15 protein-coding genes are annotated in these 25,563 nt (G+C 42.4%); 8 read left to right on the forward strand and 7 right to left on the reverse strand.

The window, feature by feature from the left end:
* Positions 1–36: 36 nt before the first annotated feature.
* The 4 genes from BV902_RS04955 (at position 37) to BV902_RS04975 (ending at position 7,158) form a co-directional block, all read left to right on the forward strand.
* Positions 37–408: a hypothetical protein gene (locus BV902_RS04955; protein ID WP_075991009.1), complete on the forward strand. Its 372-nt coding sequence runs from the start codon at positions 37–39 to the stop codon at positions 406–408.
* Between the two features lie 580 nt (positions 409–988).
* Complete coding sequence (locus tag BV902_RS04965; protein WP_075991011.1) at positions 989–4,240, forward strand: SusC/RagA family TonB-linked outer membrane protein; 3,252 nt, start codon at positions 989–991, stop codon at positions 4,238–4,240.
* A 135-nt stretch (positions 4,241–4,375) separates the two neighbouring features.
* On the forward strand, positions 4,376–5,896 hold the full coding sequence (locus tag BV902_RS04970; RefSeq protein ID WP_075991012.1) for a RagB/SusD family nutrient uptake outer membrane protein: 1,521 nt from the start codon (positions 4,376–4,378) through the stop codon (positions 5,894–5,896).
* Positions 5,897–5,913: 17 nt separating this feature from the next.
* Positions 5,914–7,158 carry a YdcF family protein gene (locus tag BV902_RS04975; RefSeq protein WP_237241962.1) on the forward strand — a complete coding sequence of 415 codons (1,245 nt, stop codon included), beginning with the start codon at positions 5,914–5,916 and terminating at the stop codon, positions 7,156–7,158.
* Positions 7,159–7,267: 109 nt separating this feature from the next.
* Here BV902_RS04975 and BV902_RS04980 read toward each other — a convergent pair whose 3' ends face one another.
* Both BV902_RS04980 and BV902_RS27960 read right to left on the reverse strand, forming a co-directional pair.
* Positions 7,268–8,350, reverse strand: coding sequence for a Gfo/Idh/MocA family protein (locus BV902_RS04980; RefSeq protein WP_075991013.1), 1,083 nt, complete (start codon positions 8,348–8,350; stop codon positions 7,268–7,270).
* A gap of 16 nt (positions 8,351–8,366) precedes the next feature.
* Positions 8,367–9,014 carry a hypothetical protein gene (locus tag BV902_RS27960; protein WP_237241964.1) on the reverse strand — a complete coding sequence of 216 codons (648 nt, stop codon included), beginning with the start codon at positions 9,012–9,014 and terminating at the stop codon, positions 8,367–8,369.
* A 110-nt stretch (positions 9,015–9,124) separates the two neighbouring features.
* On the opposite strand from BV902_RS27960, the gene BV902_RS04990 reads away from it, so the two are divergent.
* Both BV902_RS04990 and BV902_RS04995 read left to right on the forward strand, forming a co-directional pair.
* Positions 9,125–10,534 (forward strand): sulfatase-like hydrolase/transferase, encoded by a 1,410-nt coding sequence (locus tag BV902_RS04990; protein ID WP_083663785.1) that lies wholly within the window; start codon positions 9,125–9,127, stop codon positions 10,532–10,534.
* A gap of 20 nt (positions 10,535–10,554) precedes the next feature.
* The gene (locus BV902_RS04995; protein WP_075991014.1) at positions 10,555–12,657 is read left to right on the forward strand and encodes a polysaccharide lyase 8 family protein; all 2,103 of its coding nucleotides are present in this window, start codon (positions 10,555–10,557) and stop codon (positions 12,655–12,657) included.
* Between the two features lie 67 nt (positions 12,658–12,724).
* Here BV902_RS04995 and BV902_RS05000 read toward each other — a convergent pair whose 3' ends face one another.
* The 4 genes from BV902_RS05000 to BV902_RS05015 form a co-directional block, all read right to left on the reverse strand.
* The gene (locus tag BV902_RS05000; RefSeq protein ID WP_075991015.1) at positions 12,725–13,981 is read right to left on the reverse strand and encodes a glycoside hydrolase family 88 protein; all 1,257 of its coding nucleotides are present in this window, start codon (positions 13,979–13,981) and stop codon (positions 12,725–12,727) included.
* Positions 13,982–14,026: 45 nt separating this feature from the next.
* Entirely contained in the window at positions 14,027–15,955 is a 1,929-nt protein-coding gene (locus tag BV902_RS05005) for a heparinase II/III domain-containing protein (RefSeq protein WP_075991016.1), read from the reverse strand.
* A 2-nt stretch (positions 15,956–15,957) separates the two neighbouring features.
* The gene (locus tag BV902_RS05010) at positions 15,958–17,661 is read right to left on the reverse strand and encodes a RagB/SusD family nutrient uptake outer membrane protein (protein ID WP_075991017.1); all 1,704 of its coding nucleotides are present in this window, start codon (positions 17,659–17,661) and stop codon (positions 15,958–15,960) included.
* Between the two features lie 123 nt (positions 17,662–17,784).
* Entirely contained in the window at positions 17,785–20,985 is a 3,201-nt protein-coding gene (locus BV902_RS05015) for a SusC/RagA family TonB-linked outer membrane protein (RefSeq protein WP_157625886.1), read from the reverse strand.
* Between the two features lie 256 nt (positions 20,986–21,241).
* Here BV902_RS05015 and BV902_RS05020 point away from each other — a divergent pair, with 256 nt between their 5' ends.
* Positions 21,242–21,934, forward strand: coding sequence for an outer membrane beta-barrel protein (locus tag BV902_RS05020; RefSeq protein WP_172840645.1), 693 nt, complete (start codon positions 21,242–21,244; stop codon positions 21,932–21,934).
* A gap of 143 nt (positions 21,935–22,077) precedes the next feature.
* On the opposite strand, the gene BV902_RS05025 is transcribed toward BV902_RS05020, so the two are convergent.
* Positions 22,078–24,468, reverse strand: coding sequence for a TonB-dependent receptor (locus BV902_RS05025; RefSeq protein WP_075991018.1), 2,391 nt, complete (start codon positions 24,466–24,468; stop codon positions 22,078–22,080).
* Positions 24,469–24,937: 469 nt separating this feature from the next.
* Here BV902_RS05025 and BV902_RS05030 point away from each other — a divergent pair, with 469 nt between their 5' ends.
* Positions 24,938–25,558: an RNA polymerase sigma factor gene (locus tag BV902_RS05030; RefSeq protein WP_075991019.1), complete on the forward strand. Its 621-nt coding sequence runs from the start codon at positions 24,938–24,940 to the stop codon at positions 25,556–25,558.
* The last annotated feature ends 5 nt before the right edge of the window (positions 25,559–25,563 follow it).

The raw sequence follows: 25,563 nt of genomic DNA on the forward strand, positions 1-25,563 counted from the left end.
ATAAAAAAAATGATGACTTCTTAAATTAAATAAATAATGGAAACATTCGAAAATATTAAATTGACAACAGCATTTAAACAGTTCTGCGATCTGTTCAATTTCACACCGGAAGAAGTTGTACAGGAATTTATTGATAAAATTGACATTGCAGAGTATATGTGTGATCCAATACAACCCAATCGCTGGGCTAATCTATTTGCGATGGAATATTTGATCCAATATACACAGTCCGAAAACAGTATTGTTGAATATAGGGAATTTGCAGAAGAGTGGGTGAAAATGATGGAGACTGGTGGAGATGATCTGATCGGAAATACAAGACTACTGTTGGATGCCTGGCACAAAAAAGTTTTAGAGGATCGTATTCATAGTATTATGAAAGAAGATGAAGGGGACGATATAGCGTAACTTTATGTTAAGTTTGATCAACCTTGTAAAATACGACGATCAAAATGTTTAAACCTAACTCGTCATTAATTGGCTAACGATAGTGATTATAACATGCAATCAAAATGAATTGCTATATTTAATCATGCATGCAAAACCTGAACAACGAAAAACATCATTAGTACCAGTATTATGTAAAGTTTTTATTGGTACTATTGGTGTTTTTGCTATTTTGACAGCTTGTTTCTATCATAATCAACTTGACGTTGACGGCAACTTGACAATAGGATTTCCCTGGACATTTTATAGGGAAGGAAGCGGCTATAGCCCAGATCTTAATGAGCAGGTTGGATACCATGAATTTGAACCTCTAAAATTGATCGGCAATATTCTTTTTTCTGCTACTTTATATCTTCTGATTTTATTGATTTATAGCTTTGTTAGCAGGAATCTTAGGAAATAAATCTTAGGTATATTGTTATCCTTTTGTTAAGCTTTCATGACATGCTAACTCGGTTTAGTTAAAAACTGTTAATGTTTTATTGACCCTGCCTTCATATAGCATTTGTAATCTTGTAACCATAAATCAAATGCGCTACTTATGAAATTTAAAGCCAACAATGTCTTTTGGTTGTTATGTGCCATTGCAGCGAGCTCACCCGCTGTTCAAGCCAAATCGTTCACACTAACCACGTCCCAATTTACGCATGTACAGGGGATGGTCAAAGGCCGTGTCGTCGACGCCCAAGGAAATGCTGTCGCCGGAGCAACTGTTCAAAATTTGAAAAGTAAAAAATCTGTTCAGTCTGACGAAAAAGGAAATTTTCAGATCGAAGCCGAAATGGGCGATAACCTGAGTATTTCCTTTATTGGGTATAGCAGACTTGTGCAAGCTGTTACCCAATCCAATGGGCAGATATTTTCCCTACAGACTGATGAGAACACACTGGAAGAGGTGACCATCTCTATCGGATATCAGCGGATCAGAAAGTCGGATGTCACTGGAGCTATTGCCAGTGTTAAGGCCGAGGAACTCAATTTGAGCGCACCAAAATTATCCCAGGCGTTGGTTGGTAAAGTAGCAGGTGTACAGGTGATGCAAACAAGTGGTGCTCCATACGATGGGACCAAAATGCGTGTTCGCGGAATGGGATCGATCAATGCTGGTTCGGATCCATTGTACGTTATTGATGGTTATCCAGCAGGGAACAATCTCAATATTAACCCCAATGATATTGAGTCTATCGATGTTTTAAAGGATGCCGCTTCTGCTGCGATCTATGGGTCCCGTGGTGCTGGTGGTGTTGTATTGATTACAACCAAGCGTGGCAAGGAAGGTAAAAGTAATGTGGACTACGAAGTATTGGGGGGCTTTGGTCAGCTTTCCAAGAAAATCGATGTTTTAAATTCGGAACAGTTTATTGATCTCTTGATTGATGGCCGTAACAATTCCTATAAAGACCTTCTGGCTACGAAAGGGATCGCTTGGAGCGATAGTAGACGCTTTGATGATAATACAACGCGTATCGCCAATGTCGGAAATGCCGGTTCAGTAAGTATTCCTGAAGACTACTATGACTTTGCGTCCGGTACAGCAAAAAAAGCGAAATATGATACGGATTGGCAGGATGCCTTATACCGTAATGCTCCTTTCCAACGTCATAATCTCTCTACGTATGGCGGTAACGAAAAAAATCGCTATTTCCTAAGTGGATCTTATCAGAATCAACAAGGGATCATGCTGGGGACGGATCAAAAAGTCTTTAATTTTCGTGCCAATATCGATAGCAAAGTAAGCAAGAGGTTGACCGTTGGCGCAAATGTTTCGTTTACATATAACGACAATAACGAGGTGACGACAGGCCGTTACGACAGAAGTCCGTCTATGGCGGCTTTAATCTATCTGCCGACACTGCCGGTTTATAATGAAGATGGAACCTATGCCAAATACCTGATGGCCGATCTTTCGGCGAATAATTACGGTATCCAGAACCCTGAAAATCCACTGGCTTATGTTACTGAGATTAAAAACAACCGTCGCGGAAAAAGAGGAGTATACAACGCCTTTGCAGATTTTTCCATTATGGATGGCCTAAATCTAAAAGTAAACGGTGGACTGTCTACTTATGACGAAAAGTATGATTATTTCCGTCCGACAAGTATATCCGATGGAAACAACAAACCGTTTTCACCGCAGGCAATTTCTGCTGCCTATGCAGATGCCAAGACAAAAAATGAATTGGACAAATTGCTGGAAACAACGCTAAACTATAACAAGACCTTTGGTGGTAAACATCAGGTATCTGCGTTATTGGGCTATTCGGCTCAACGAACAGATTATGATTATCAAGGTGTGAGAGCCAACGGTTTTAATAATAATGCAATTGGAGAAATTACAGATAAAGGAGCCGATCCTTCTAATTTCCAATTGCTAAAAGACGATACGTTCAAACGTACGACAACGCTCCAGTCTTATTTCAGCCGCGTAAATTACAGCTTCGATTCGAAATATTTCCTTTCGGCATCCATTCGTACTGACGGTTCGTCACGCTTTGGACCGAACAGTAAATGGGGAACTTTCCCATCGGTTTCAGCCGGCTGGACCCTCTCCAAGGAAGAGTTTTATACGGATTGGTTAGGGCAACAATCGACAGTCAAACTAAGAGCGAGCTGGGGACGTAGTGGAAATAATAATATTGGTGATTACAATGCGATATCCGTGATCAACTCACCAGCGGGTGTGATCCTTGGGGATAAAGTAGAGACCTCTTATACAGCAGGCAATCTACTCGATCCAAAATTGAGCTGGGAAACAACTTCGCAATATAACGCTGGTCTTGATCTCGGTTTGTTGAAAGGCCGCCTCAACATTATGACCAACTTTTACCTGAGCCGTTCCTTCAATTTATTATTCAACCAGCCACTCTCCGCTGTATCTGGATCAACAACGATCTTGACCAATCTGCCAAATTCGAAGGTGCAGAATAAAGGTTTTGATCTACAGATTGATGCAACACTGATTCGCAAAAATGAATTTGAATTAGGATTCAGTGGGAATATCAATGTCAACAGAAATAAAGTGCTCGATCTTGGTGGGGCTTCTACCATCCTGACGAATGGTGCTGAACGCTCCTACTTAACGCATATTACACAAGAAGGAAGTCCAATTGGTATGTTCTATGGTTTTAAAGTTCTGGGTGTTGCAACAGAGGAAAACTATAAAACTGTCGCACCTTCAGCGGCTTCAACAACCCCGCTACAACCTGGAGACCTTTATTTTGAAGATGTAGATGGCAATGGTATCGTCAATGATGCCGATAAACGTGTGATCGGCAATCCGCATCCTAATTTCACTTATGGCTTTGCCGTCAACGCACGCTATAAGGCATTTGATCTACGGGCATCATTTAATGGCTCCCAAGGGAATAAAGTGCTGGATGGCTATGATTATTACCTCTACAATATGGAAGGTTCCGGTAACCAATATGCGGATGTCGCACAACGCTACCGTTCGGCTCAAAATCCGGGAAATGGTAAAGTCTACCGTGCATCACGTGGCGGTACGCAAAGTAACAGTACACGTCTTTCCGATTTTTATCTGCAGGACGGTTCATTCTTGCGTATGACAAATATTGCCTTGGGTTATAATCTTCCCAAAAGTCTAGCGGAAAAACTAACACTTTCTGGGGTAAGGGTCTACGCGACCGTGGACAATCCATTTACGATTTCTAAATACAAAGGCTACAATCCGGAACCGGATTATAATCAACGCGGCAACCTGACTCCAGGTGTGGATTATGGGCTTTATCCATTGGTGAGATCATATAACCTTGGTGTGAAAGTAACGTTCTAATAGCAGGATCGAGGAGCTGTTGTGCGTAGGAATATCAAGGAAAGTCCCGTGTTAATAGCTCCAGTATTGTAAAAATAGTCCTACAGACTGCTCTTTGCAGTTCCGTGGGCTGATGAAAAATAAAAAAATAACAGGATGAAAAAAAGATATATATTACCCTTTGTTTTGTTGGCATTGTCTTCATGTACCAAAGATTTTTTAAATCAGAAAAATCCCAACGCCGTTACGATCGATGATTACTTCAAGTCGGAAAATGATGTGCTCTTGGCGGTTAACGGTCTTTACCAGTCCCTTCGTTCGGGAAGTACGATCGGAGAATCCAGTACATTGTATAATGAGGAACGTTCGGATAATAGTGGACGTAATGATAACCAATCCAACGCCGGGGAGCCATTCCAATTCAATGACTTTTCGTTGCTGCCAAGTAATACCTATCTAAAGACGCATTGGTCGGCTATGTATGCGGCAATCAGCCGCTGTAATGTGGTTCTGTCACATGTCGACGATGTAACCTTTACAAGTGCAGAATTAAAAGGACGTTATATTGCGGAAGCGAAATTCGTTCGTGCATTATTATATTTCCATATGGTGCGTAAATTCGGAGATATTCCATTATCTACGGTACAGGTGACCAGTAAAGAGCAAGCAAATGAATTAGCTTTTCGGCAAAAAGAGTCGGTTGTGTACGAACAGATCATTAAGGATTTGACAGAGGCATTGTCCAGCAATCTTCCCAATACGCAGAAAGATTACGTCATTGGCAGAGCATCTAAATCGGCTATTAATGCAATTTTGGGACAAGTATACTTAACGTTGGGAGCAACGCAGACGTCGGGGAGTGCAGAAAATTTTGCGAAGGCAGAACAGTACCTTAATGCGGCCTACCAAATGCGAACTTTTGGTAAACTGAACGAAATCCCCTATGCGGATGTTTTCGATGTGACCAAGAAAAATAGCTGTAAAGAACTTGTTTTTCAGATTCAGTACAAACAAGGTGACCAAAACTATAGCTCGAGTATTGCCCGTAATTACCAGGCGAGAGGGGAGACCATCAACTCACGCTATAACTCTACAGGTGCTGGCGAAGTTGCGAAACTAGATTTGATTAAAGATTACGAGCAAGACGATATCCGAAAAGGCTTCTCGGTAAAGTTTGCCGCCAATACGCAAGTTAACGATTGGTTTGTAACCAAATTTAGAGATAACAGTGACGCTGCCGGTACCAATGGTTGGGGTGGAAATGACTGGATCTTGATCCGTTACGCAGATGTGATGCTGTTGTTGGCAGAAGCAAAATATCACTTGGGTAAAGATGCGGAAGCTATCGCGCTTTTGGATCAGGTACGTGAACGTGCTGGATTGCCTTCGTATGCTACTTCAATGCTAAATACTACCTATCGCAGTAAATATCCAACCTTAAAGGAGGCCATATTGCATGAACGCCGTGTAGAACTGGCATTTGAAAACCAACGTTGGTTTGATTTGATCCGTAATTATAATGCACAAGAACTGGTGACTTATTTCAAAACGAAGAGCCAGGCTGATTATGGAAATGCTAAAATCTCCAATATCTCGACAAAAGATCGATATTATCCAATTCCTTTTGATGAATATAAGCTGGATCCGACACGTATGTATCAAAACCCTGGTTATTAATCTGCAATGGAATAGCTATGATAAAAAATATCAGAAAGATCTTATTACTTGTCTTTGGAATATGCTGCCTGCATATTTCCAAAGGTCAAGTAAACAATATGCCTGTTGGTCCACAGGATTGGCTGATCAAGAAGAATTATTATGCATCCTATTTGCTCTTAAAAGATCCTGTCCTTATACAGGAGCTCGTGGGCTCCAAGCCGATAGTACAGGTATTGGAAAAACGGTTCGAACGTTTTAACAACAGCGTCAGTTGTACCGATCTCATGTGCTATTTGAATGCCTTCAAATGGCAGGATAACGAAATTGACCTGTTGGCAGAGCAATTGGCGGAGCAAATTGGTCATAACAAGAAATTGGACCAGCTTGTTCAGGCTAATCTTATTCCATCAATGACCTATGGTGTGTTGCATCATGAAACGGCAAAGGCCTATTTTACGAAAGCCTTGAAACAGGATTTAAAGGCAATGAATTATGTGGTGGACGTCTATGGGGGAGGTAAAAGTCCCAATTACCCCAAGATAGATTCAATCTCTTTCGATGTAAAACGTGCGGCCTACCTTCATCTTTTGGACGATGTTCGCCAAGACGTCCGCAAAGATATTCCAACACATAAAACAGCATTTTTTTTGACCATGATGACTGCGGTACGCTTGTTGGAAATTAATGAGCGATGGGACGCGGCACAACTAGAACCGCTGATTGAACTCGAAAACAAGAAAGCTTACGAAGCGGTCAAAAATACCGACTTCGCAAGCTATCCCTATAGTCTGTTGCTGACCTTAGGTGCAGGCCCCGAGGTGTATGGACAGCCTATTAGTCCTGGTGGAATGCTACGTGCGCGAATGGCAGCCCGAAGCTACTTTGAAAAATTGGCCCCTTTTATTGTGTTGTCTGGCGGTAAAGTACATCCCTATAAGACTCGCTTTATTGAGGCAATAGAAATGAAAAATTATCTGATCGAGATTATGGGAGTACCTGAAGCTGCAATATTGATTGATCCACATGCGAGACATACGACCACAAATTTGCGTAATACAGCACGTATCCTGTTGAATTATGGTTTTCCGAAAGATAAATACGCCATCGTTAACAGTAGTAAAGTGCACATTGATGCGGTGGAAAAAATGGGCGATCGTTGTATACGTGAATTGGGGTATATTCCTTATACATTGGGTAAACGAATTTCAGATGTGATCATCGAGTTCAAGGCAAAAGAAGAGGCCTATACGATCGATCCTGATGAACCATTAGACCCCTAGCCGACTAAGTAGGCCAATTGCTAATCCATTAACTGAGCGGATCGGCTTTGTCTATGGCTTATGGGAAGGCATGAAAAAGGTCCGTAGCATTGCAAGCTACGGACCTTTTTTATTTTAAAATAATGGACTTTCCTTCTTTAGCCGAGCGTTTTGCCGCTTCCAGGATTTCGACCACAGTGACATTATTATTGATCGATCCGAGATCATTTTCTGGAGCCATAGCATCTTTCAGAACCTGTTCGAGATAGGCAATATGGTTCTCAAAATACGGGATCGCAGTCGATACATGTGTAGGTGGATCATTCTGTTGTTTGTATTTTAGAAGTTCTTTGTCATTTTTGGCGTAGAGCTGAGCTTTTGTGCCAAACACCTGCAGATCTTTAACACTGTATGGCCAAGCCCAGGAAGCTTGAATAATACCCGTGCTGCCATCACGGTAGCTTAGTATGATGGTAGCGTTGTCATCGACTTTTGGATAAACCTCAGGCTTGAGCTGTTGTGTAAAGGCTGTCACTGAAATTGGCCTTTCTCCATTTTTGAGCCAGGTCATCAGATTGGCGCCATAACAGCCAAAATCCATCACTGCACCGCCACCATTTTTTTTCGGATCAGTAAGCCAGTCGAGGAAGTAATTGCTACAGCCAATTTCTTTAGGTCCTTCGTGCCCGTCTTTTACAAGTATACGTGTGATTTTTCCAATTTCACCCTTGTCGACCAGCTGCTTCAACTGTTGATTACTTTTATACCAGGTTGTTTCGTAATTTACCAAAAAGGGTGTTTCGAACTGTTTGGACAAAAATGCAATACGTTTTGCGTCAGAAAGAGTCGTAGCAAGAGGCTTCTCTACCATTACAGGGATCTTAAGCGGGAGACAGGTCTCTGCGACGCGGATATGCTCATCGGTTGGATTGTAGGCCAGCACCGCGTCTGGCTTGACATGTTTCAATAAACTGGGTAAGTCATGGTAGAAGATTGCGTCAGGTAAATTATACTGCGTTCGTATTTTGTTTGATAAGGTTTGATTCGGTTCGGCAATACCGATAATATCGACTTTTTTATCCTTATATAAATTTAAAAGCAAGAATACGTGGTCATGGTTGAGCCCCGCAACAGCAACTTTAAGTCGCTCACTGGCCTGTGCAACTTGTTGGAAGAATAGGAGCAGGAAAACTAGGCGGATAAGATGCTTCATATGTTAAGTTTAGTTATTATAAATATACCGATTTGTGCTGAGGATACCCGTTGTAAATCCAGGTTACTTTGCGGTGCGATTGGATGATATCGGCAACAATGTCAAAATAGGTTTCTCCACGACCAGCTTTTAGCTCATCTAGTTTCTTTTGAAAATGCGTTTGATTGAATGGTGATTCTGCTCCAAGTTTCCCTCTATAATAGGCCAAAGTTGTTTCAACGCCCAATGATGCCCTGCTGTGTGCAATATCCTTCCAAACAATGCAATGTGAAACAGCATCTTTAAAGGTACCAAATCCACCGTAAAGCAAATCGTCAAAGCCATCTAGGCTTCCTATCTTCCAGCTTTCGCTGGACATGTAGACGGCATTGATTTCTTCGTAAAAACTTGCAATATCGTTGATGCTACAGCCATCAATCACAGCCACGCCGAGATCGGGATTGCTCCCCACAAGTTGCTTAAAATCTGTCCAGAGGTCCTCCCCGGGAAATACTGTTCCAGCTGCTTTGTTTTGCCATTTGTTCAACAATTGAACGAGTTCGGTTCTAATGGTACTGGGGTGATAGGTCAATGAATACAAAAATGAGCTTAATGCAGTGCCATCCGAATCACTGACCAAAAAATGAGCAAGTGTACCGACCAATTTTTTTTCATCTGTTTTCATCTCTGACCTTTATTTTTAATCGTCTAAAAATAGCCTAACGAAATCGTTTGCGGTTTTTTAACAAAAAATCCTATACATTTAACGATACATTTAGGGATAAATCTAATGTTATGATCTACCGATTTACTTGCTATAGTATATTAATTCTTGTGAATATACTCTTTAGGTTTGGGATTTCTGTATTCGGACAGCAACATCCTAACGTTATTGTCATCCTGAGCGACGATGGAGGTTATGATGATTTTGGTTGTTACGGTGGTAGTGAGGTCTACACCCCAAATATTGATGCGCTTGCGAAAAATGGCGTGCGTTTTCAGTCGGCCTATGCCTCTGCTTCAGTATGCGCTCCTTCTCGGGCGGGCTTACTTTCTGGCCGCTACCAGCAGCGCTTTGGTTTTGAACATAATATTTCGAAACGTCCCACTGCGGGTGTCGCACCTGAAGATATCGGAATGGATACGCAGGTAGCCACCATTGCTGACTTCATGAAGTATAACGGCTATAAAACTGTAGCGATTGGCAAATGGCATCAGGGGGATGGTCCACAATTTAATCCATTGAAACGTGGGTTTGACCATTTCTATGGTTTTATCGGTGGTGACCGGCCTTACTTCCCAATCCATGGTGCCGTGAAGCCAACGCAGCTGCTTTATGACGATCGACGTATAGTCCCCGAAGACTCAATTCATTATTTGACTGAAACATTGACCAATAAAGCAATTGCGTATATTCAACAGTATCGAAGCCAGCCCTTTTTTATGTATTTAGCTTTCAATGCAGTGCATACACCTGTCGAAGCGCCCCTGAAGACTATTGATAAGTATAAAAATGTAGCTGATCCATTGCGACGTGCTTACTTGGCTATGCTGGATAATATGGATGAAAATATTGGACGTCTGGTTGAACATTTAAAGCAAGAAGGACTTTATGAAAACACCTTAATCATTTTTATGAATGATAATGGAGCGGCAACAAATAATGGCGCAGACAATGGACAATTGCGTGGTTTAAAGGGATCGAAATGGGAAGGTGGAATCCGGGTTCCCCTTATCATGCAATGGCCAGCCAAGCTACCGAAAGGGATAACATCAGATGCCATGGTATCGGGAATGGATATCTTACCCACCAGCATCGAGGCAATAAAAGGGAAGAACATCCAGGGGCAGCAAATCGATGGCATCAGTTTGCTATCTTCCTATAAGGATGTGAAAAATGGACACGACTATTTATTCTGGCGTCGAGGGATTGCACGTGCTGTGCGACACAAAGAATGGAAACTGATTGTGGTTAAAGATGATCCGATATTATTGTTCAATCTTAGGGATGACCTTCGGGAACAGCATAATCTAGCCACGAAGTATCCTGAGCGTGTAAAGGAGATGCTGAATAAACTGAAGGAATGGGAAAAGGGACTGGAGAATCCAAAATGGCTAAGCTCTGTATTGGACAATGATCAAAATCAACTGATGAAACACCGGATGGAAGTCGTCGGACGAGCCGCAGAACGACAATATCCTTAAGTAATGAATACTAAAAACAGATGAAAGGACTAATCCTATTTTTATTGTCCTTTGCCTTGGTTATGGCAAAGGCGCAGAACAGCGATACGTTTGTGCGTATTAAAAAGCATGTATACGATGATGAGTTAAGTGGCCCATTGCCAAATGCAGATAAAACGTTAAGCCTATGTAATCAACTGCGTGCCGACGGTACTTGGGCAGATATCGATTACAGCAGTAAGTCAATATCGCTTTGGCCTCCGGGAGAGCACTTGGATCGGTTAAGGACACTTATTGTTGCCTATGTGTCTCCACAAAGTGCATCTTATCAGGAAAAATCACTTTACGATAAAATCCTGCTTGCCGCACAATATTGGGCAAATAATCGTTTTGAGTCTTCAAATTGGTGGCATAACGAGATCGCTTCGCCAAAAGCCATCGGTGTCTGTCTTATCCTGATGAAATTTGGAAAGGAAAAAATTCCTACTACACTAGAGACTCCACTTGTTGAGCTGATGAAGCGTGGCGATCCTTACACAAAAACAGGGGCGAATAAAAGTGATATTGCCATGCACTATTTTTATCGTGCATTGATCTTGGAAGATGAAAATCTTTTAGCTGCTGCGATGGAGCAGCTGCTTTTTCCGATACAGCTCGTGAATGGCAAGGAAGGACTGCAATATGATTTCTCTTACTTACAACATGGCCCTCAATTATACATTGCAGGCTATGGGGAGGAATTTCTGAAGGGGATCTCAAAAGTTATGGCCTATGTGCGGGAGACACCTTATGCTGTAGACATGAAGAGGCTCGGCCTTTTTGAACAATTTCTTACTGAAACCTACCTGCCAATTATTCGTTCGCGCTATATCGATTTTAATGTACATGGTCGCGGGATCTCACGCCCCAATATCTTGGAAAAAACACAGGAGACCGCCATATTACAACAAATGAAGTTGATTGATCCCGCCAAAAATACCATTTGGAACAAAGCGCTAGCAAAACTAGATAGCGTCCAGCCTTATGACGCTGAGCATATCGAGGTCCACCGCCATTACTGGAAAGGAGACTACACGACTCATCTGCGTAAGCAATTCCACTTTAATGTTCGATTGGCCAGTAGCCGTACCAATAAATCGGAGTCTGGAAATGGAGAAAACGTTCTTGGGCGCAATATGTCAGATGGTGTGACCAATATTCAGGTATTTGGACCCGAATATTATAATATTATGCCCGTATGGGAATGGGATAAAATTCCTGGAACGACAACACGAGATTATCCGGGCGACCTGGAATTGAAAGAACAATGGGGAGCACTTGCTGCAAATAACTTTGCAGGCGGCGTAAGCAACGATAAGACAGGAGCCTCAGCTATGTCGGTCCAGTACGACGGGGTCAAGGCTCAAAAAGCCTGGTTCTTTTTCGATCGGGAAATCGTTTGTTTGGGGGCTGGGATTCACTGTGCTGCGCCAGAAGCTGTGGTAACAACCTTAAACCAAACCTGGCTGAATGGACCCGTTGTCTGGAATGGAAAGGAAATGTCTGCACTCGATTCAGTACAGAGATCTGTCAAAGTAGGCGATTTTATAACCCATAACAATGTTCTGTATTATTTTCCAGCAGCTATGAATGTTGGATTGACAACCAAAGATCAGGTTGGTTCCTGGTACCGGATCAACCGTTCCCGTTCCAAAGATGTTGTACATGGAAAGGTCTTCAAGCTTTGGTTTGATCATGCTGTTGCTCCAAACAATGCGAGCTATGCTTATATTGTTGTGCCTGGTACCAAAACTGTTGATACAAAAGCAATGCAGCAGCTAAAAATTTGGCAGAATACATCGGATATACAGGCGGTGGAGCATAAAGGGAGCCGGATTCTACAAATTGTTTGTTATCAAGCAGGAACGTACCAAGTTGGCAATTGGTCTATAAAGCTCGATCAACCTGCTATCATACAATTGAGTATGCGCGAAACAACTAGCATGCAGCTTGATGTTGCAGATCCACTCCAAAGAGCCAAAACAGTGAAGGTTCAACTCGTCAATAAACAGCTTCGTGTAAATCAATCGCTGGAGGTTTCGCTTCCACAGGGCGAATACGCAGGGAGTACTGTAAGTAACCAAATCGCGATCGGGAAGAAATAATCCAGATTCAATTGGAAAGCTTATAAAAATACAAAGGGGAGATATTAAATATCTCCCCTTTGTATTTTTATTTTTTGAGCTGCTCCAACCGTGTCAAACCTTCCAGATAATAATAATCTGCATAGGTCAGCGGAACATCGATTTCCGAATGATGGGGTAAGCTACCCACACTATGCTGCAATAAGAAACCGCCATTGCTTGCATATTTAGCAAAATAGGTGGCTCCTGATAGTGTTTGCAGGCTTTCCTGAGCAAATGTCAAGTAGGATTTGCTTTCGGTGCCAGTGGTCATTGTTGAGAGTTCAATCAGTGCAGAAGCAACAATGGCTGCAGCTGAGGCATCGCGCGGCACAAAATTTAATTTCAAGGAAGAAAAATCAGCATCCGATTTATAACCCGGCTTTCCGGCATTAAAATCCCAATACGGAATTTTATCTTTTGGAAGATTCGGATGGGTCATGTAAAACTTTGCCGCCGCTTTTGCCGTTTTAAGAAATTCTGGTTTTTTGGTCTCCCGGTACATCATGGTAAATCCATAAATAGCCCATCCTTGACCGCGTGCCCAGGTTGAATTGTCGGCATAGCCTTGGTTTGTTTGTTGGTGGATAGCATGGCCATTACCATCGTAATCGACAACATGGTAAGTACTGTAGTCTTTACGAAAATGGTTTTTCATGGTTTGGGTGGCATGACTGATGGCCACATCCTTATATTTGGTATCTCCAGTCAAGTCGGACACATAACACAGCATTTCCAGGTTCATCATGTTGTCGATAATGACTGGATATTTCCATAGGGTCTTGCCGTCCCAGGACTTCTTCTCGTTCCATGATTTGATGACGCCCACCTGCGGATTATAACGTTTAAGCGCAGTATTGGCCGAGTGGATGAGGATATCCTTGTAAGCGGCAACCTTTTTGGGATCTTTAAGGTATTTAATGGCATTGCCATAGGAACAATACATCACAAAACCAATATCATGATGTTGATCAAGGTCTTTGGCTTTTTCAAGCGCCTCTGTCCATTTGATCGCCGCAGCTTCGGTCTCTTTATTATGGGTATGGTTGTAGATATACCACAGTGACCCTGGAAAGAAACCACCGGTCCAATCCCATTCGTCTGTCCCTACCAGTTTTCCTGCAGGACTCAATGTGCGTGGAAATTTGTGCTGCTTTTCTGCTGCTTGTTCTAAAAATTGATATTGTTTTTCTGCTGCTTTAAAACTTGTGTCAATAAAGCTTGGTTTTTGATCTGTAAAGCTCAGTGCAATCAGACTGGATGTGATCACGAAAAGTGCTTTTAGACCAGGTTTTCTTTTTTTCATAACGGCTTATATTCTTAGTAAATTACATAATAATCTCGATTCTTTTTATTTTATAGCCTCTTGGCGAATCGTAAAGGTGTATTTTCCAGCGGATTTGATGCTTTTAGCGGTGAGCTTGACACGATAGAGTTCCTTACCCCATACCTGACTCAAACGCGGGTCATCCTGAGGAATGACATCGTAGCTCGCCGTGAATTGTCCAGCATCAAAGTGCAAGGTTGCGTGCCCATTATTGAGGCGGACTTCCCCTTTGCCAATTTTTGGTTCCTGAGCAACCAGAAAATGGATGATATTGGCCTGCTTAGGAGCTGTGATTTTAAACTCATCCTGAATGTCCAGCCCATTTTGTACGAGGGTGTAACTTCTATTCCAGTGTTCAACATTCGCCGACTTCGGATATGCTTTTCCAATATCAAGTTGGAATCTATTTTGTGCAGGCAGAAATGCTACATTTTCAGCTTTATATTCCTTTCCAAAAGATTGGTCGGCTCCATTGATCACTGGAACATTATGGTAAGCACTCTGCATCGTCCAGATACTGTATCTGTCATCGCTAAAGGTCTTTTTGGTATAGGTGCCGACACCGGCATCAATGAACAAGGGTTGTTGATCCTCGTATAAGATAAAACTCCCGACATCGTTATGGTTGTGACTTTCATTATTGAAACCACCTTTGGCGGCAAAGAAAAACGGACCCGTTTTTAGATATATAAATTGTGTTTCCGGATACCACTTCACATTATTTTGAGGGAGCGCAGCGGTAACACGCTCTAGTTGTGGGTAGCATCTCAGGTCCTCGAAGGCACGAAAAATATCCCTTGAAGGTTTGAAATGTGCAGTTTTGTCGCCGGTATTTTCCATATATCGGGCAAATTGCATCATCTCGCTACTATTGACATCCTGTCCATAACGGTAGATCAATAGTGGATCGCCGCCACCTTTTGCCGAAGCATCGGCAAAATTAACTACCCATTTATCTCCGCCAATATAGGATTGTGCAATGTACTCACCCATATCGCGAATTACAGGTTTATCAAAAATATTGATCTTGCCCTGAGTGGCCAGCGAAAGTATTTTTAAATAATCGTACAGTTTGCCCGCAGCATGTCCCCAATAGGAGGGTCCCTCTTCGCAGGCACCGTCTGTTTTGACATAGTTGATAAAGCGATCCACAGAAGACATTGTCTTATAAATTCCCGCCAGTTGTATATCGGGATTGTCCTCAACCAAAAGCAAGGCCGTAAGAACATTAAAGTTACACCATGGATTCCAGTTATTGACCAACTGTCCTTCCTTGAGTTCAAATGCCTGCCACCACATGTCGTTACGATCCAGATAGGGCTGTATAATGCGTTGTTGGATCTGTTGTTTTAGACGGGTACTGATTTCGGGGTTTATTGTATTGAATGTATCGCGGAAGAAATAATGAACCCAGGAGAGAAGCGAGCCTACATCACCGGCCATCAGATCGACCACTTGTGTGCGCTCTTGCGGCAATGATCGCTTACTGGACTGAAAGGCCCCAAGGTGTGCCGAGAGAGACCATGTTGCCATTTCCGTCAATTGCCAACTGCCGTTTAGGATTTGGTCAACAAAGCGCCCCTGTCCTTCTGCAAGTTCCGCCAACAGTAGGTTGGTCAGCGCAGTACAATTTTCGTTCATTGGCTTTTCCATTATACTGCGGTTGCCTGAACGCTCATATTCAAGGTAGTCGGTTGCTTTGACGACCTGCCATTGGTAGCTAAGGGCTTCGTTTCCCTTTTTTATAATACGCTCTTTAAAGGGAGCCATCAGCTTATCCCAGGCTAAACGGTCGGAATAAGCCGGGTAGGGAACCCACGATTTGTCATTGCCTAGGCTGGCTTTCAGGTTCTCTTGTTTAAATGCTCCTGTTAGCAGGTTCAGATCTTTCCCTAGCAGTCTTTGGAAAGAAAAACTGCTAAGGAAAAATAGTAGGATTAAGTAAATTCTCATAATTACCAATCTTGATTTTGTGGTAGTAATGCCGGGTTCATTTCAATCTCTTGCCCTGGTATTGGCCAAAGCTTATGACGGCTTTGGTAACCACGCGTAACGAGATTGTCTCCGGTAATACTTTTTTCGATGTAGTCTTTGGAGACGCTTTCTAAGAGGTTCCAGCGCTTAAGATCAAAATAACGCCATCCTTCACCTGCTAGTTCTACGGCCCTTTCGTGCTGGATACGTTTGCTCATATCTGCTTTGCTACCGACAACCAAAAATGAGCTGCCACTATTTAGTGCTGGCATTTTAGAGCGTGTACGTACTTTGTTAAGCTCAGTAATCGCTTTATCCAATTGATTGGACTCGTTGTACGCTTCGGAAAGCATCAAAAGTACATCGCCCAAGCGTATGATAGGGAAATTGATCGGTGTATGTGCACGATCGGTAATGGCACCTTTTAGGTTCCCTTCAGGAACAAATTTCCGCCATAGATAGGTGTACCAACCCCGATTGTTGCGGATCTGACCAAAGTTTTCGTTTACACCGGTTGCCAATATCAGCTGCATATCTCTTTCTTTGTTTGCATTCCATCCTAAGTAATGCGAATATGGGACGATCAAGGTTTGAGTCATCCGAGGATCGCGATTGGCATAGATCTGACGCAGTTTTGCTGTATCTGGTACTTTGGTAAGCGTGCCTCCAGATTGCGTAGACTCCATCGCCTGTTTTTTGACCGCATTATCCGTTGCATAGTTGGGGAAATAATCATTCCAGTTAAAGGGGCTTCCATCGCGGTTTTCGTAACGGTCTGCAAGGCGTGTGCTCGGCATACAGTTGTTCCAGTCGCTACCAAAGGTTGAACGCGTTCCCATATAGAAGGCCATGGGCATACCATAAGGGAAACCCGTACCACCCATATTCTGAATGGCAAAAATCATCTCCGGCGATTGATCACCATCCATGGTGAATAAGGCCGAGTAGCTTGTGTTTAAACTATAGCCATACGTGTTGGTCTTGTTGTAAACAATCTCTTCAAAATCCCGGATTGCTCCAGCCCAATCTTTATTGTAAAGGGCTACTTTCCCTCTCAAAGCATACGCTGCACCTTTAGTGATTCTTCCATAATACTTTGCATCATAGCTTACCGGCAATTTCTCAATTGCATAGTTCAGGTCATTGAGGATAAACTTATTGACATCTTCTACAGAAGAGCGACTATTTTTAAGATCAGCGAAATCTTTGTTCAAGTCGACAGTTTCATCGTATATCGGCAAGGCGCCATATAGATTGGTGAGCTGGAAGTACATCAGCGCACGTAAGAACTTCGCTTCCGCAATAAAGCCCTCCTGTTTGGCCTTGTCTATGGTCATAGGCTGGATATGCGCGATTGCATGATTACAACGTTGGATAAGATCGTAGCCCGCTTGCCATCTATCCACAATAATTGACGAACGGTCCGTAAAAGTACCGCTGATCACTTCGCCCAGACCCGGGGGATCATAGCCTAGACCAATATCGGTAAGACCATCGTAAGAAAATTGCAAACCAAAGGTGGCTTCTTTCTTTAAATCATTATAACAGCCCAGTACGCCAGCTAGGGCTTGGTCTTCATTCTGCCAGAATGTGCTAGCACTTACCTGACTGTAGGGGTTGGTATCAAGCTTATAACAAGATGATAAAGCAATGCATCCGGCTATGAGTAGTGAAATCTTTTTCATGAGGTTTAATTAATTATTCATGATATGTGTTATATTCAAAGGTGTTAAACCACCTCCTCAACTTTTGTCCATAATTTATCTGTTACAGGTAGGGAACATATCCCCTGTCGCACACCTTCCTTCTTAAAAGGATAAGCTAACTCCAAAAACGGCCTGTTTCATTGTTGGATAGTTGGTGCCGCTGATCTCCGGATCGAAACCTTTATATTTGGTAATGGTCCAGAAATTTTCCAGCGATGCAAAGACGCGTAGGTTTTGTACCTGTATCCGCTTGGTGATATCGTTCGGAATTGTATAGCCCAGCTGGATATTTTTTACGCGGATAAATGCCTTGTTCTGTAACCAGAAATCACTGTTTTTGGTGTTTCTTGTATCGGTATAAGGCAACAATCGCGGAAATTTTGCATCTGTTGCACCTTCAGTCCACCGGCCATCAGCAATTTCCTGATTGATTTGATAGCCCCAGCGAACAGTAGGTGTGTAATAACCATCCGTCCACACGACTTTGTTGCCTGCATTACCTTGCAAGAAGACCGAGAAATCAAATCCTTTATAATCGAACCCCATGTTAAAACCATAGGTCATCCGTGGCGCCGTACCATGTCCTACCGGAACCCGGTCATTGTCGTTGATGACGCCGTCGCCATTGGTGTCTTTATACAAGAGATCCCCTTTTTTAGGTGTACCATAGGATGCGAATGGATTTACTTTTTGATTGGTGTTTGGGTCGATTGGCGCATTATCGATCATCTGTTGCACGAGCTGCATATCAGCATCTGTCTGTAATATGCGATCTGTCAACAGGATATATTGGGTATTGATGGCATAACCTTCCTGAAGTAAATTGGAACCGCTGATAGACTTGTCATTGCCTTTAAATTTGACCACTTTATTGTCAATAAAGGTAAAGTTGCCGCCAATGTTGAATTTAAAATTATCGCCAATTTTATCGCGGTAAGTCAAATTCAGCTCGACACCATTATTACGTACTTTGGCCGCATTGGTGCGTGGTATTGTCGCATTTCCAACGACAAGCGGAGCAGGCAGATTGATTAAGATGTTGTCGGTTACTTTGTTGAAAACGTCGATCGAGCCCCCTAGTTTGTAATTGAAAAGGTCAAAATCTAAACCAGCATTCAGGATATAGGTGTTTTCCCAAGTCAAGTATGGATTACTGAGCACTGTCTGTGCAAATCCCACATAGAGCTGGTTATTTAACACATAGTTTGTCGGATTATAAAGCGCCAAATATTCATAATTGTTAATGTCGGCATTTCTGCGGAAAGACTCATCGGTTGTTCCATTGTTACCCAAGGCGCCATACGATGCACGGAATTTCAGGTTAGGCATCCATTTGATGTCATAGAAATCTTCTGAAGAAACTTTCCAGCCAAAAGACGCAGAAGGAAAAGTACCCCATCGACTTTTTCCGCTCATAAAACGTGATGAACCGTCTGTCCGTAGATTGGCTTCCAACAAATATTTGTCATCCCAGGATAGGTTGATCCGGCCAAAAAACGAACGCATAGCCCAATCGGTGATATTGCCAGAAGCGGAGGCATCCATAGTCGCCGCATTCAGAACGGTCAGGGATGGATCTACAAGGTCGAGTTTGGATGCCGCAAACCAGCCATCTTTAAAATACTCCTGACTGGCGCCTACCATGACTTCATAATTCAGTTTCTCAAAGAGCTTGTTTTTATATTTGGCAATTCCATCCATGTAATAGCGGTAGGATTTGATCGATTCGTTGGTTACCGACGAACGGCCTGTACCCGCTGAGGCAATTGTATTTGTCAAAAAGTTCCACCGGTCATTGAACACGGGTTGAGAGTAGACGAAATCATCGTCATAGGTATAGGTGTATGATCCTTCGATGGAAAGTCCCTCGATGGGTTTCAGTTTTCCGTAGAAGCGCGACACGAAACGGTTTTTGTTGATATTACCTTTTTGGGCATAGAGGCGGTGAAGTACGTTGTTGGACTGTGGGTCGTCTTCCGGATTGTTTGGTGAACCAAATCTTCCATCTGGCGCGCGCAGTACCATGCCCGGAGTACTTGCTGCAGCAAAAGTAAATACATCATTGATGATGTTGGTGCCAATATCTGTTTTGGAAACGACACCGTTGATATTGGCTCCCAACGTTAACCAGGGTTTTACATCAGCTTCTAGATTGATACGCCCGGTATGACGTTTATAGGTTGCCTGTTCGATAATTCCAGGGTTGTTGAGGAGGCCATAGGAACCGAAAAACTTGATTTTGTCACTACCTCCGGTAAAGGAAAGGTTGTGGTTTTGGCTAATTTTGTTCTGAAAAAGCTCCGAAACCCAGTCCGTGTTGGGATATTTCAATGGATCCTGTCCAGCGTCCTGGCGCCAAAGGTCGATTTTTTCCTGCGAAAATATGGGCTTAGCATTTGGATCGCCATTGCGATAGCCTTCATTGATCAGCTCCATATAGTTGGCATAGTTGGAAACCATTCCAATGGTATTGGATGGTTTTTGACTCGAGAAATAATTGTTGTAAATAACTTTAAATTGCTCCGATTTACCTTTTTTAGTTGTAATGAGGATAACGCCATTTGCCGCTCTTGAACCATAAATTGATGCCGAAGCAGCATCTTTTAAAACCGATATGCTTTCAACATCTTGCGGGTTGATCAGGTTCATGTCGCCAATAACACCGTCGATCACGACAAGTGGATTGGCATTATTGAGTGTTCCCTGTCCACGAACACGTAGTGTTCCCCCATCACTACCCGGTCTACCTGAGCCCTGATTAACATATAATCCCGGCGCCTGTCCAGCTAGACCAGCTGACAAGGAGGTTACAGGTCTGCTTTCCACAACCTCGGACATCTGGATGGAAGAGACCGAACCGGTTACATTTTCTTTTTTCTGTGTACCAAAACCGACAACAACAACCTCGTCGAGTCCCTTGGACTCATTCTCCAAGGTGATCGTAAGCGGGCTGCCAGCTTGCGCCTTCGTTTCGATACTTTTATAACCGATGCTGGTGAAAACCAATGTTGCGTCGTTCTGTTGACTCTTGATTTCGAATGAACCACTTGCATTGGTCGATGTTGCTAGATTCGTTCCTTTAATCTGAACGGTGACATTGGCGATGCCTTTGCCCTCTTTGTCTACAACCTTACCCCGAATGGTTGTCTGCAGCATGGCCAGTGAAAGCTTGCTGTTTGTTTTAACAGGTGCAAATGGAGTTGCTTGTGTTGTCAGGCTAGATACGACCAACAAGCAGGATAATGGTATTGCCGGATACATCCAACGATTCGTCGAAACGGATGTGTTCTTGATCTTGATCATAGGCTTTTAGATTTAATTGGTCTGAAAAATGAATTTTCTGTGAAGTGAATTTACAGTATTGAAAGAGAACAATAACGGCGTTTTTTCGCAATCGTTTTCGTAACAGCCTGCCTAAAAACCGACAGATTTTTGGTTAATATCTGTTTAGAAAGGTATGCCTGCTGGGAGGATTTGGATCAATAATTCAAAGGTCAGTGTAGCATCTGTAAGCGATTGTCGTTTAATAAGAAAATTATGTAAACCTATTTCTTTTCGTATGATGAATATCAAAAAAAACGCGTTATTGTTGTGTCTGTCATTTGGAGCATATGCTGGCTATGCACAGACAAAATGGAATGTAAAAGCCGGAGTCGCCTTTTCAAATGTGGATGCTAAAAATAAAGCGGGCGATAAGGCCAACACGGCCGCGGTTGGAGGCCTGTATTTGGGACTCGGTCCCATATTACGCCTCAGTGAGCATTTCTCTTTAGAACCGGCATTTGTATTTGCTAAACGGGGCTTTAAACGAAAAGATGGGAGTTTTATAGGCTGGGGTAAAGATTTTAAAGCGAATACGTCTTATATCGAAATGCCTATCGATGTTGTCTTTAATGCTACGATCGGTACAGGTAAGTTGGAGGTCGGTATAGGCCCTTATATCGGTTATGGATTGGGCGGGAAATGGAAAACTTCGGAATCTGTTTACCTAGACGATATTGCAATTGATAACAAGGGAGATATCAAGTTCAAAAATGATTCGAGTGAAGGTGAGTATGGGGATTATACACTTGGGAGACCTTTTGATTATGGCGCTCGTGCAAAAGTAAACTATCTTTTTAGGGAACATTATCTTGTCGGCATAGAATTTCAGAAAGGAATTGCCAATTTAGAATCCAAATGGGGGGATTATAAATCCGGGAATGCTATACGTAATCGCTCCTTGGGTATTTCAGTTGGCTATCGGTTTTAGTAACTTAAAAACAGTGAATAAATAAGCGTATTGTTGGAAGCATGAGCTTGTCTCATTAATCCAATCGTTTGTCTTCAGCGCCTCGTGTCTGGAGACAAACGATTGGAAATAAATCTTTCCGTTGTACTTGCTACTATTGGGCATTAGAATTCAATCCGGTAGTTAATGGTCGGAATGATACCAGTCCATTTTTGAGGTTCAATGATACGTTTGCTGAAATTGTAGTGCATACCCACAGTGTTTTCTCTATTAAGGAGATTCTGAATATCCAAAATAAACAGATGGCTTACTTTTTTGCGGTTAACCCGATAGCTCGATGAGAAATCAACACGTACGTAGGGATCGGCAGTCAGGGTATTGATGCGATCTTGATCAATAACTTCTTCGTCTAAACGAAGCGATTCTTCTTCCAGAACTGGAGAGTACTTTCTTCCTCCGGCATAAATTAATTTGGCATTAAGACCGAACAGATTATTTTTACTCTTTCCCACGGTCCATTCTTTCCCCATCAATAAATTTCCTACATAACGCGTATTGAATGTGGTATTGTATTCTTTGCCATTGCGTGCTTTGAACTTGGAATCAAAGAAGGAGGTCGTTGCCATGAAGTAATACCCCTTACTTAACGACTTCTCAAGCGTCAGCTCAATGCCGTAATTTTTGCCGGTTCCTTTATTGATAAGCTGACGGTAGTTTGATGTACCAATAGCTGCAATATCCGATACATTGAGTAAGGAGAAGTTGATGTCGGAATCTGTAGATACCGGGACATTATAAAGATGCTGATAATAGAGTTCTGTCTTAAACCGGAGTGTTCTGCTTAGGTTCTTTTCATAGCCAATAACAGCCTGAGCAGATTTTGTTGGCGAAAGTGGCTTGTTTGGCTCTAAGCTTGTGTGATCGCTACTTTTGGCAAAATAGTAGACCAAGGGCTCCAGTCGGTTATATAGACCAGTCCCAAAGGATATCGTTTGATCTGCGGCTACACGCCAGTTTAGGCCAAGCCTTGGCTCGATAGACCAGCTCTTGCTCAAGGCAAAGTAATTGGCATGTACTCCTGTATTTAGCGTTAATTTATCGTTCAAAACTGTTTTTAACTGTGCAAAAGCATCATAAGTACTTGTATTCCCAATCTCATTAATCCGCTCTTTCAATGCTGCTAGCTCGGTGTCGTAGGACAGCGCATAGAGGTCATAGTGTAATAAACTTGCATTTAAGCCCGCTCTAATCGTGTTTTTACTGTTGGCGCGATAGTTTAGCGTACCCGCATAGCGAAGAGCCGTATTCGTAAATTTGTCCTTGTGATAGAGGCTGGAAATATAGTCCCGTGTTAATGTATCGGTGCTATTGGAATTACGGCTAAGGGACATGGAAACAATATTGGTGAAATATAATCTGTCGTTTGCAATGTATTGATGTTTTAGTCCAGCGCTCCCTGCGTTGAATTTTAAATTTAGATCCTGGGCGTCTGTTCGTTCTTCCCATTTTTCGTAATTACGCTCGGCAGTTTGTTGAAGTTTCCCCAAACCACCTATACCGAATAAGGAAAAGGTTCCGGCTTTTTTTGTGGGAAATACAAAATTAAAAGAAAGGTCCTGATATTTTGGGACGCCAGTGTCTGAAACTTTTACACCTACTTTTTCCAGTAGACTCAATGAAGAATAGCGGTAACTAATTAAATAGGAAGCGTCACTTCCTTTTTTGAAAGGCCCTTCTAACGTTGCTCCTACGCCCAGAATTCCGACGTTGAATGTGTATTCGCGTTTGTCGGTATTTCCCTTACGGAACCTAAGATCAAAAACACCTGCCGTTGCATTGCTGTATTCCGCGGCAAGTCCACCGGTATAGAAATCAGATTTTCCCAATACCATGGTATTGAGCATACTGATTCCGCCTCCTGCAGCGCCTTCGGCTCCAAAATGATTGGGATTTACAATTTCGATACCTTCAAGCCGCCATTGCAGGCTTTTGGGGGAATTTCCGCGAACAATAATTTCATTGTCATCGCCGCCGGCAGCAACACCTGGAAAACTCTGTGCCATACGGGCGGGATCAAAAAAGGCGCCAGCATAGCGGTTGGTCTCTTCCGGCGAAAAAGAGCGTCCACTCGTCATTGCCATCTGGTTGAGCGGTTGTTTTCCGGCATTGGCATAGACGACAGCTTCGTTTAATGCATTTATTTGCGGCTCCATTTCCACATTGACCATATTCTCCCGTCCACTGGTGATCAGTAATTCCGTAAATTCTTCTGGTTTATATCCGGCCATGCGAACTTGAAGCTGTTGACGCCCAACTGGAACTTGCTGCAGCCGAAATATGCCCTGTGCGTCTGTACTTACAGACTTTGTTCCATCACTGGATGAAATGACAATTGTGGCACCTGTAAGCGGTAATCTGGTAGTTTTATCTATCACGGTTCCTTTGACAGTTTCGGTCACAACCTGATTTTTTTGCTTTGGCGATGCTGGTTGTTGGGCGAATGTAAACCCTGCTTGAAGCGATAATCCAATGAGTAAGATTGGCGATAGTTTCATAAAAGATTAGTTTTTATCTTTATGACAGCCGACTTTCAATTTACCCTTAGCTTTTACCTAATTTTTTGTTTTTCACGCCGCGAATATGTATGATTCAACTTAAATTCACATGTCATTACATGAAATTTTATAGGTTTTACTGATAAGTAGTTATTAACATAAAGGTTGTTGATTACAAGTTAATTAACATTGTTGTTAACATTTTAGCTGAGCTGTTTTTGTCCTAAATGCCTAATTGTAAAAAAATAGGAAGTCCGCTATGTTTTTAACAAAAGATCTGCTCTATACTAGAAAGTTAACATGTTTATTAACAATTCCTGGGATGTTTTTTTACAAACACTAAGCGGAGTGCACTCAAATAGCGCAGTTTATTCAAATAGCGCAGTTTATTCAAATAATAGAGCGTATTCAAATAAAAGCTTCCCGAAAATTTAACATTTTGATAATCTGACGAACCTATCTTTGTTAGGTGAAAACTACCGAAGCCAATGTAGATAACCACTATGTGTTGCGTTTTAAAGAAGGTGACCCCATTGCCTTTGCCCATTTCTTTGAGCGGTATTGGGAGGATCTATACACCGTCGCTTTTCGTCATCTTCGGGAAGAGGATCAGGCTAAGGATCTTGTGCAGGAAGTATTCATCCATATCTGGGAAAAACGATCGCTCGTGAGTACTGAATACTCCGATATAAAATTCTATTTCCACAAAGCCCTCAAAAACAAAATACTGAATTACTACGCCTCGGAGCGTGTACGAAAACAGGTCTTGGAGAAATCAATGGAACGTATGGACGCTTTTTCCAATTTGGATAGCCAGGCCTTTGCCAGGTATAAGGCGCTGGAGGCTATTGTGGATGATTCGATAGACAAATTACCTAGATTGATGAAAGCAGTCTACTTAATGCGTTCTGACAATTATTCAATAACACAAATTGCCAAGGAACTCAATCTGGCTGAACAGACCGTTAAGAACTACCTGTCAGAGGCCAAAAAGATTATGCGGTACGAATTGACAAGAAGGTTTGCGGACCACGATTCTGTATTTTTATTGCTCGCAGGAAGCTATCTCCTTTATGATTATTTAATATAAAGAAC

Source organism: Sphingobacterium sp. B29, assembly GCF_001952815.1.
Classification (GTDB): domain Bacteria; phylum Bacteroidota; class Bacteroidia; order Sphingobacteriales; family Sphingobacteriaceae; genus Sphingobacterium; species Sphingobacterium siyangense.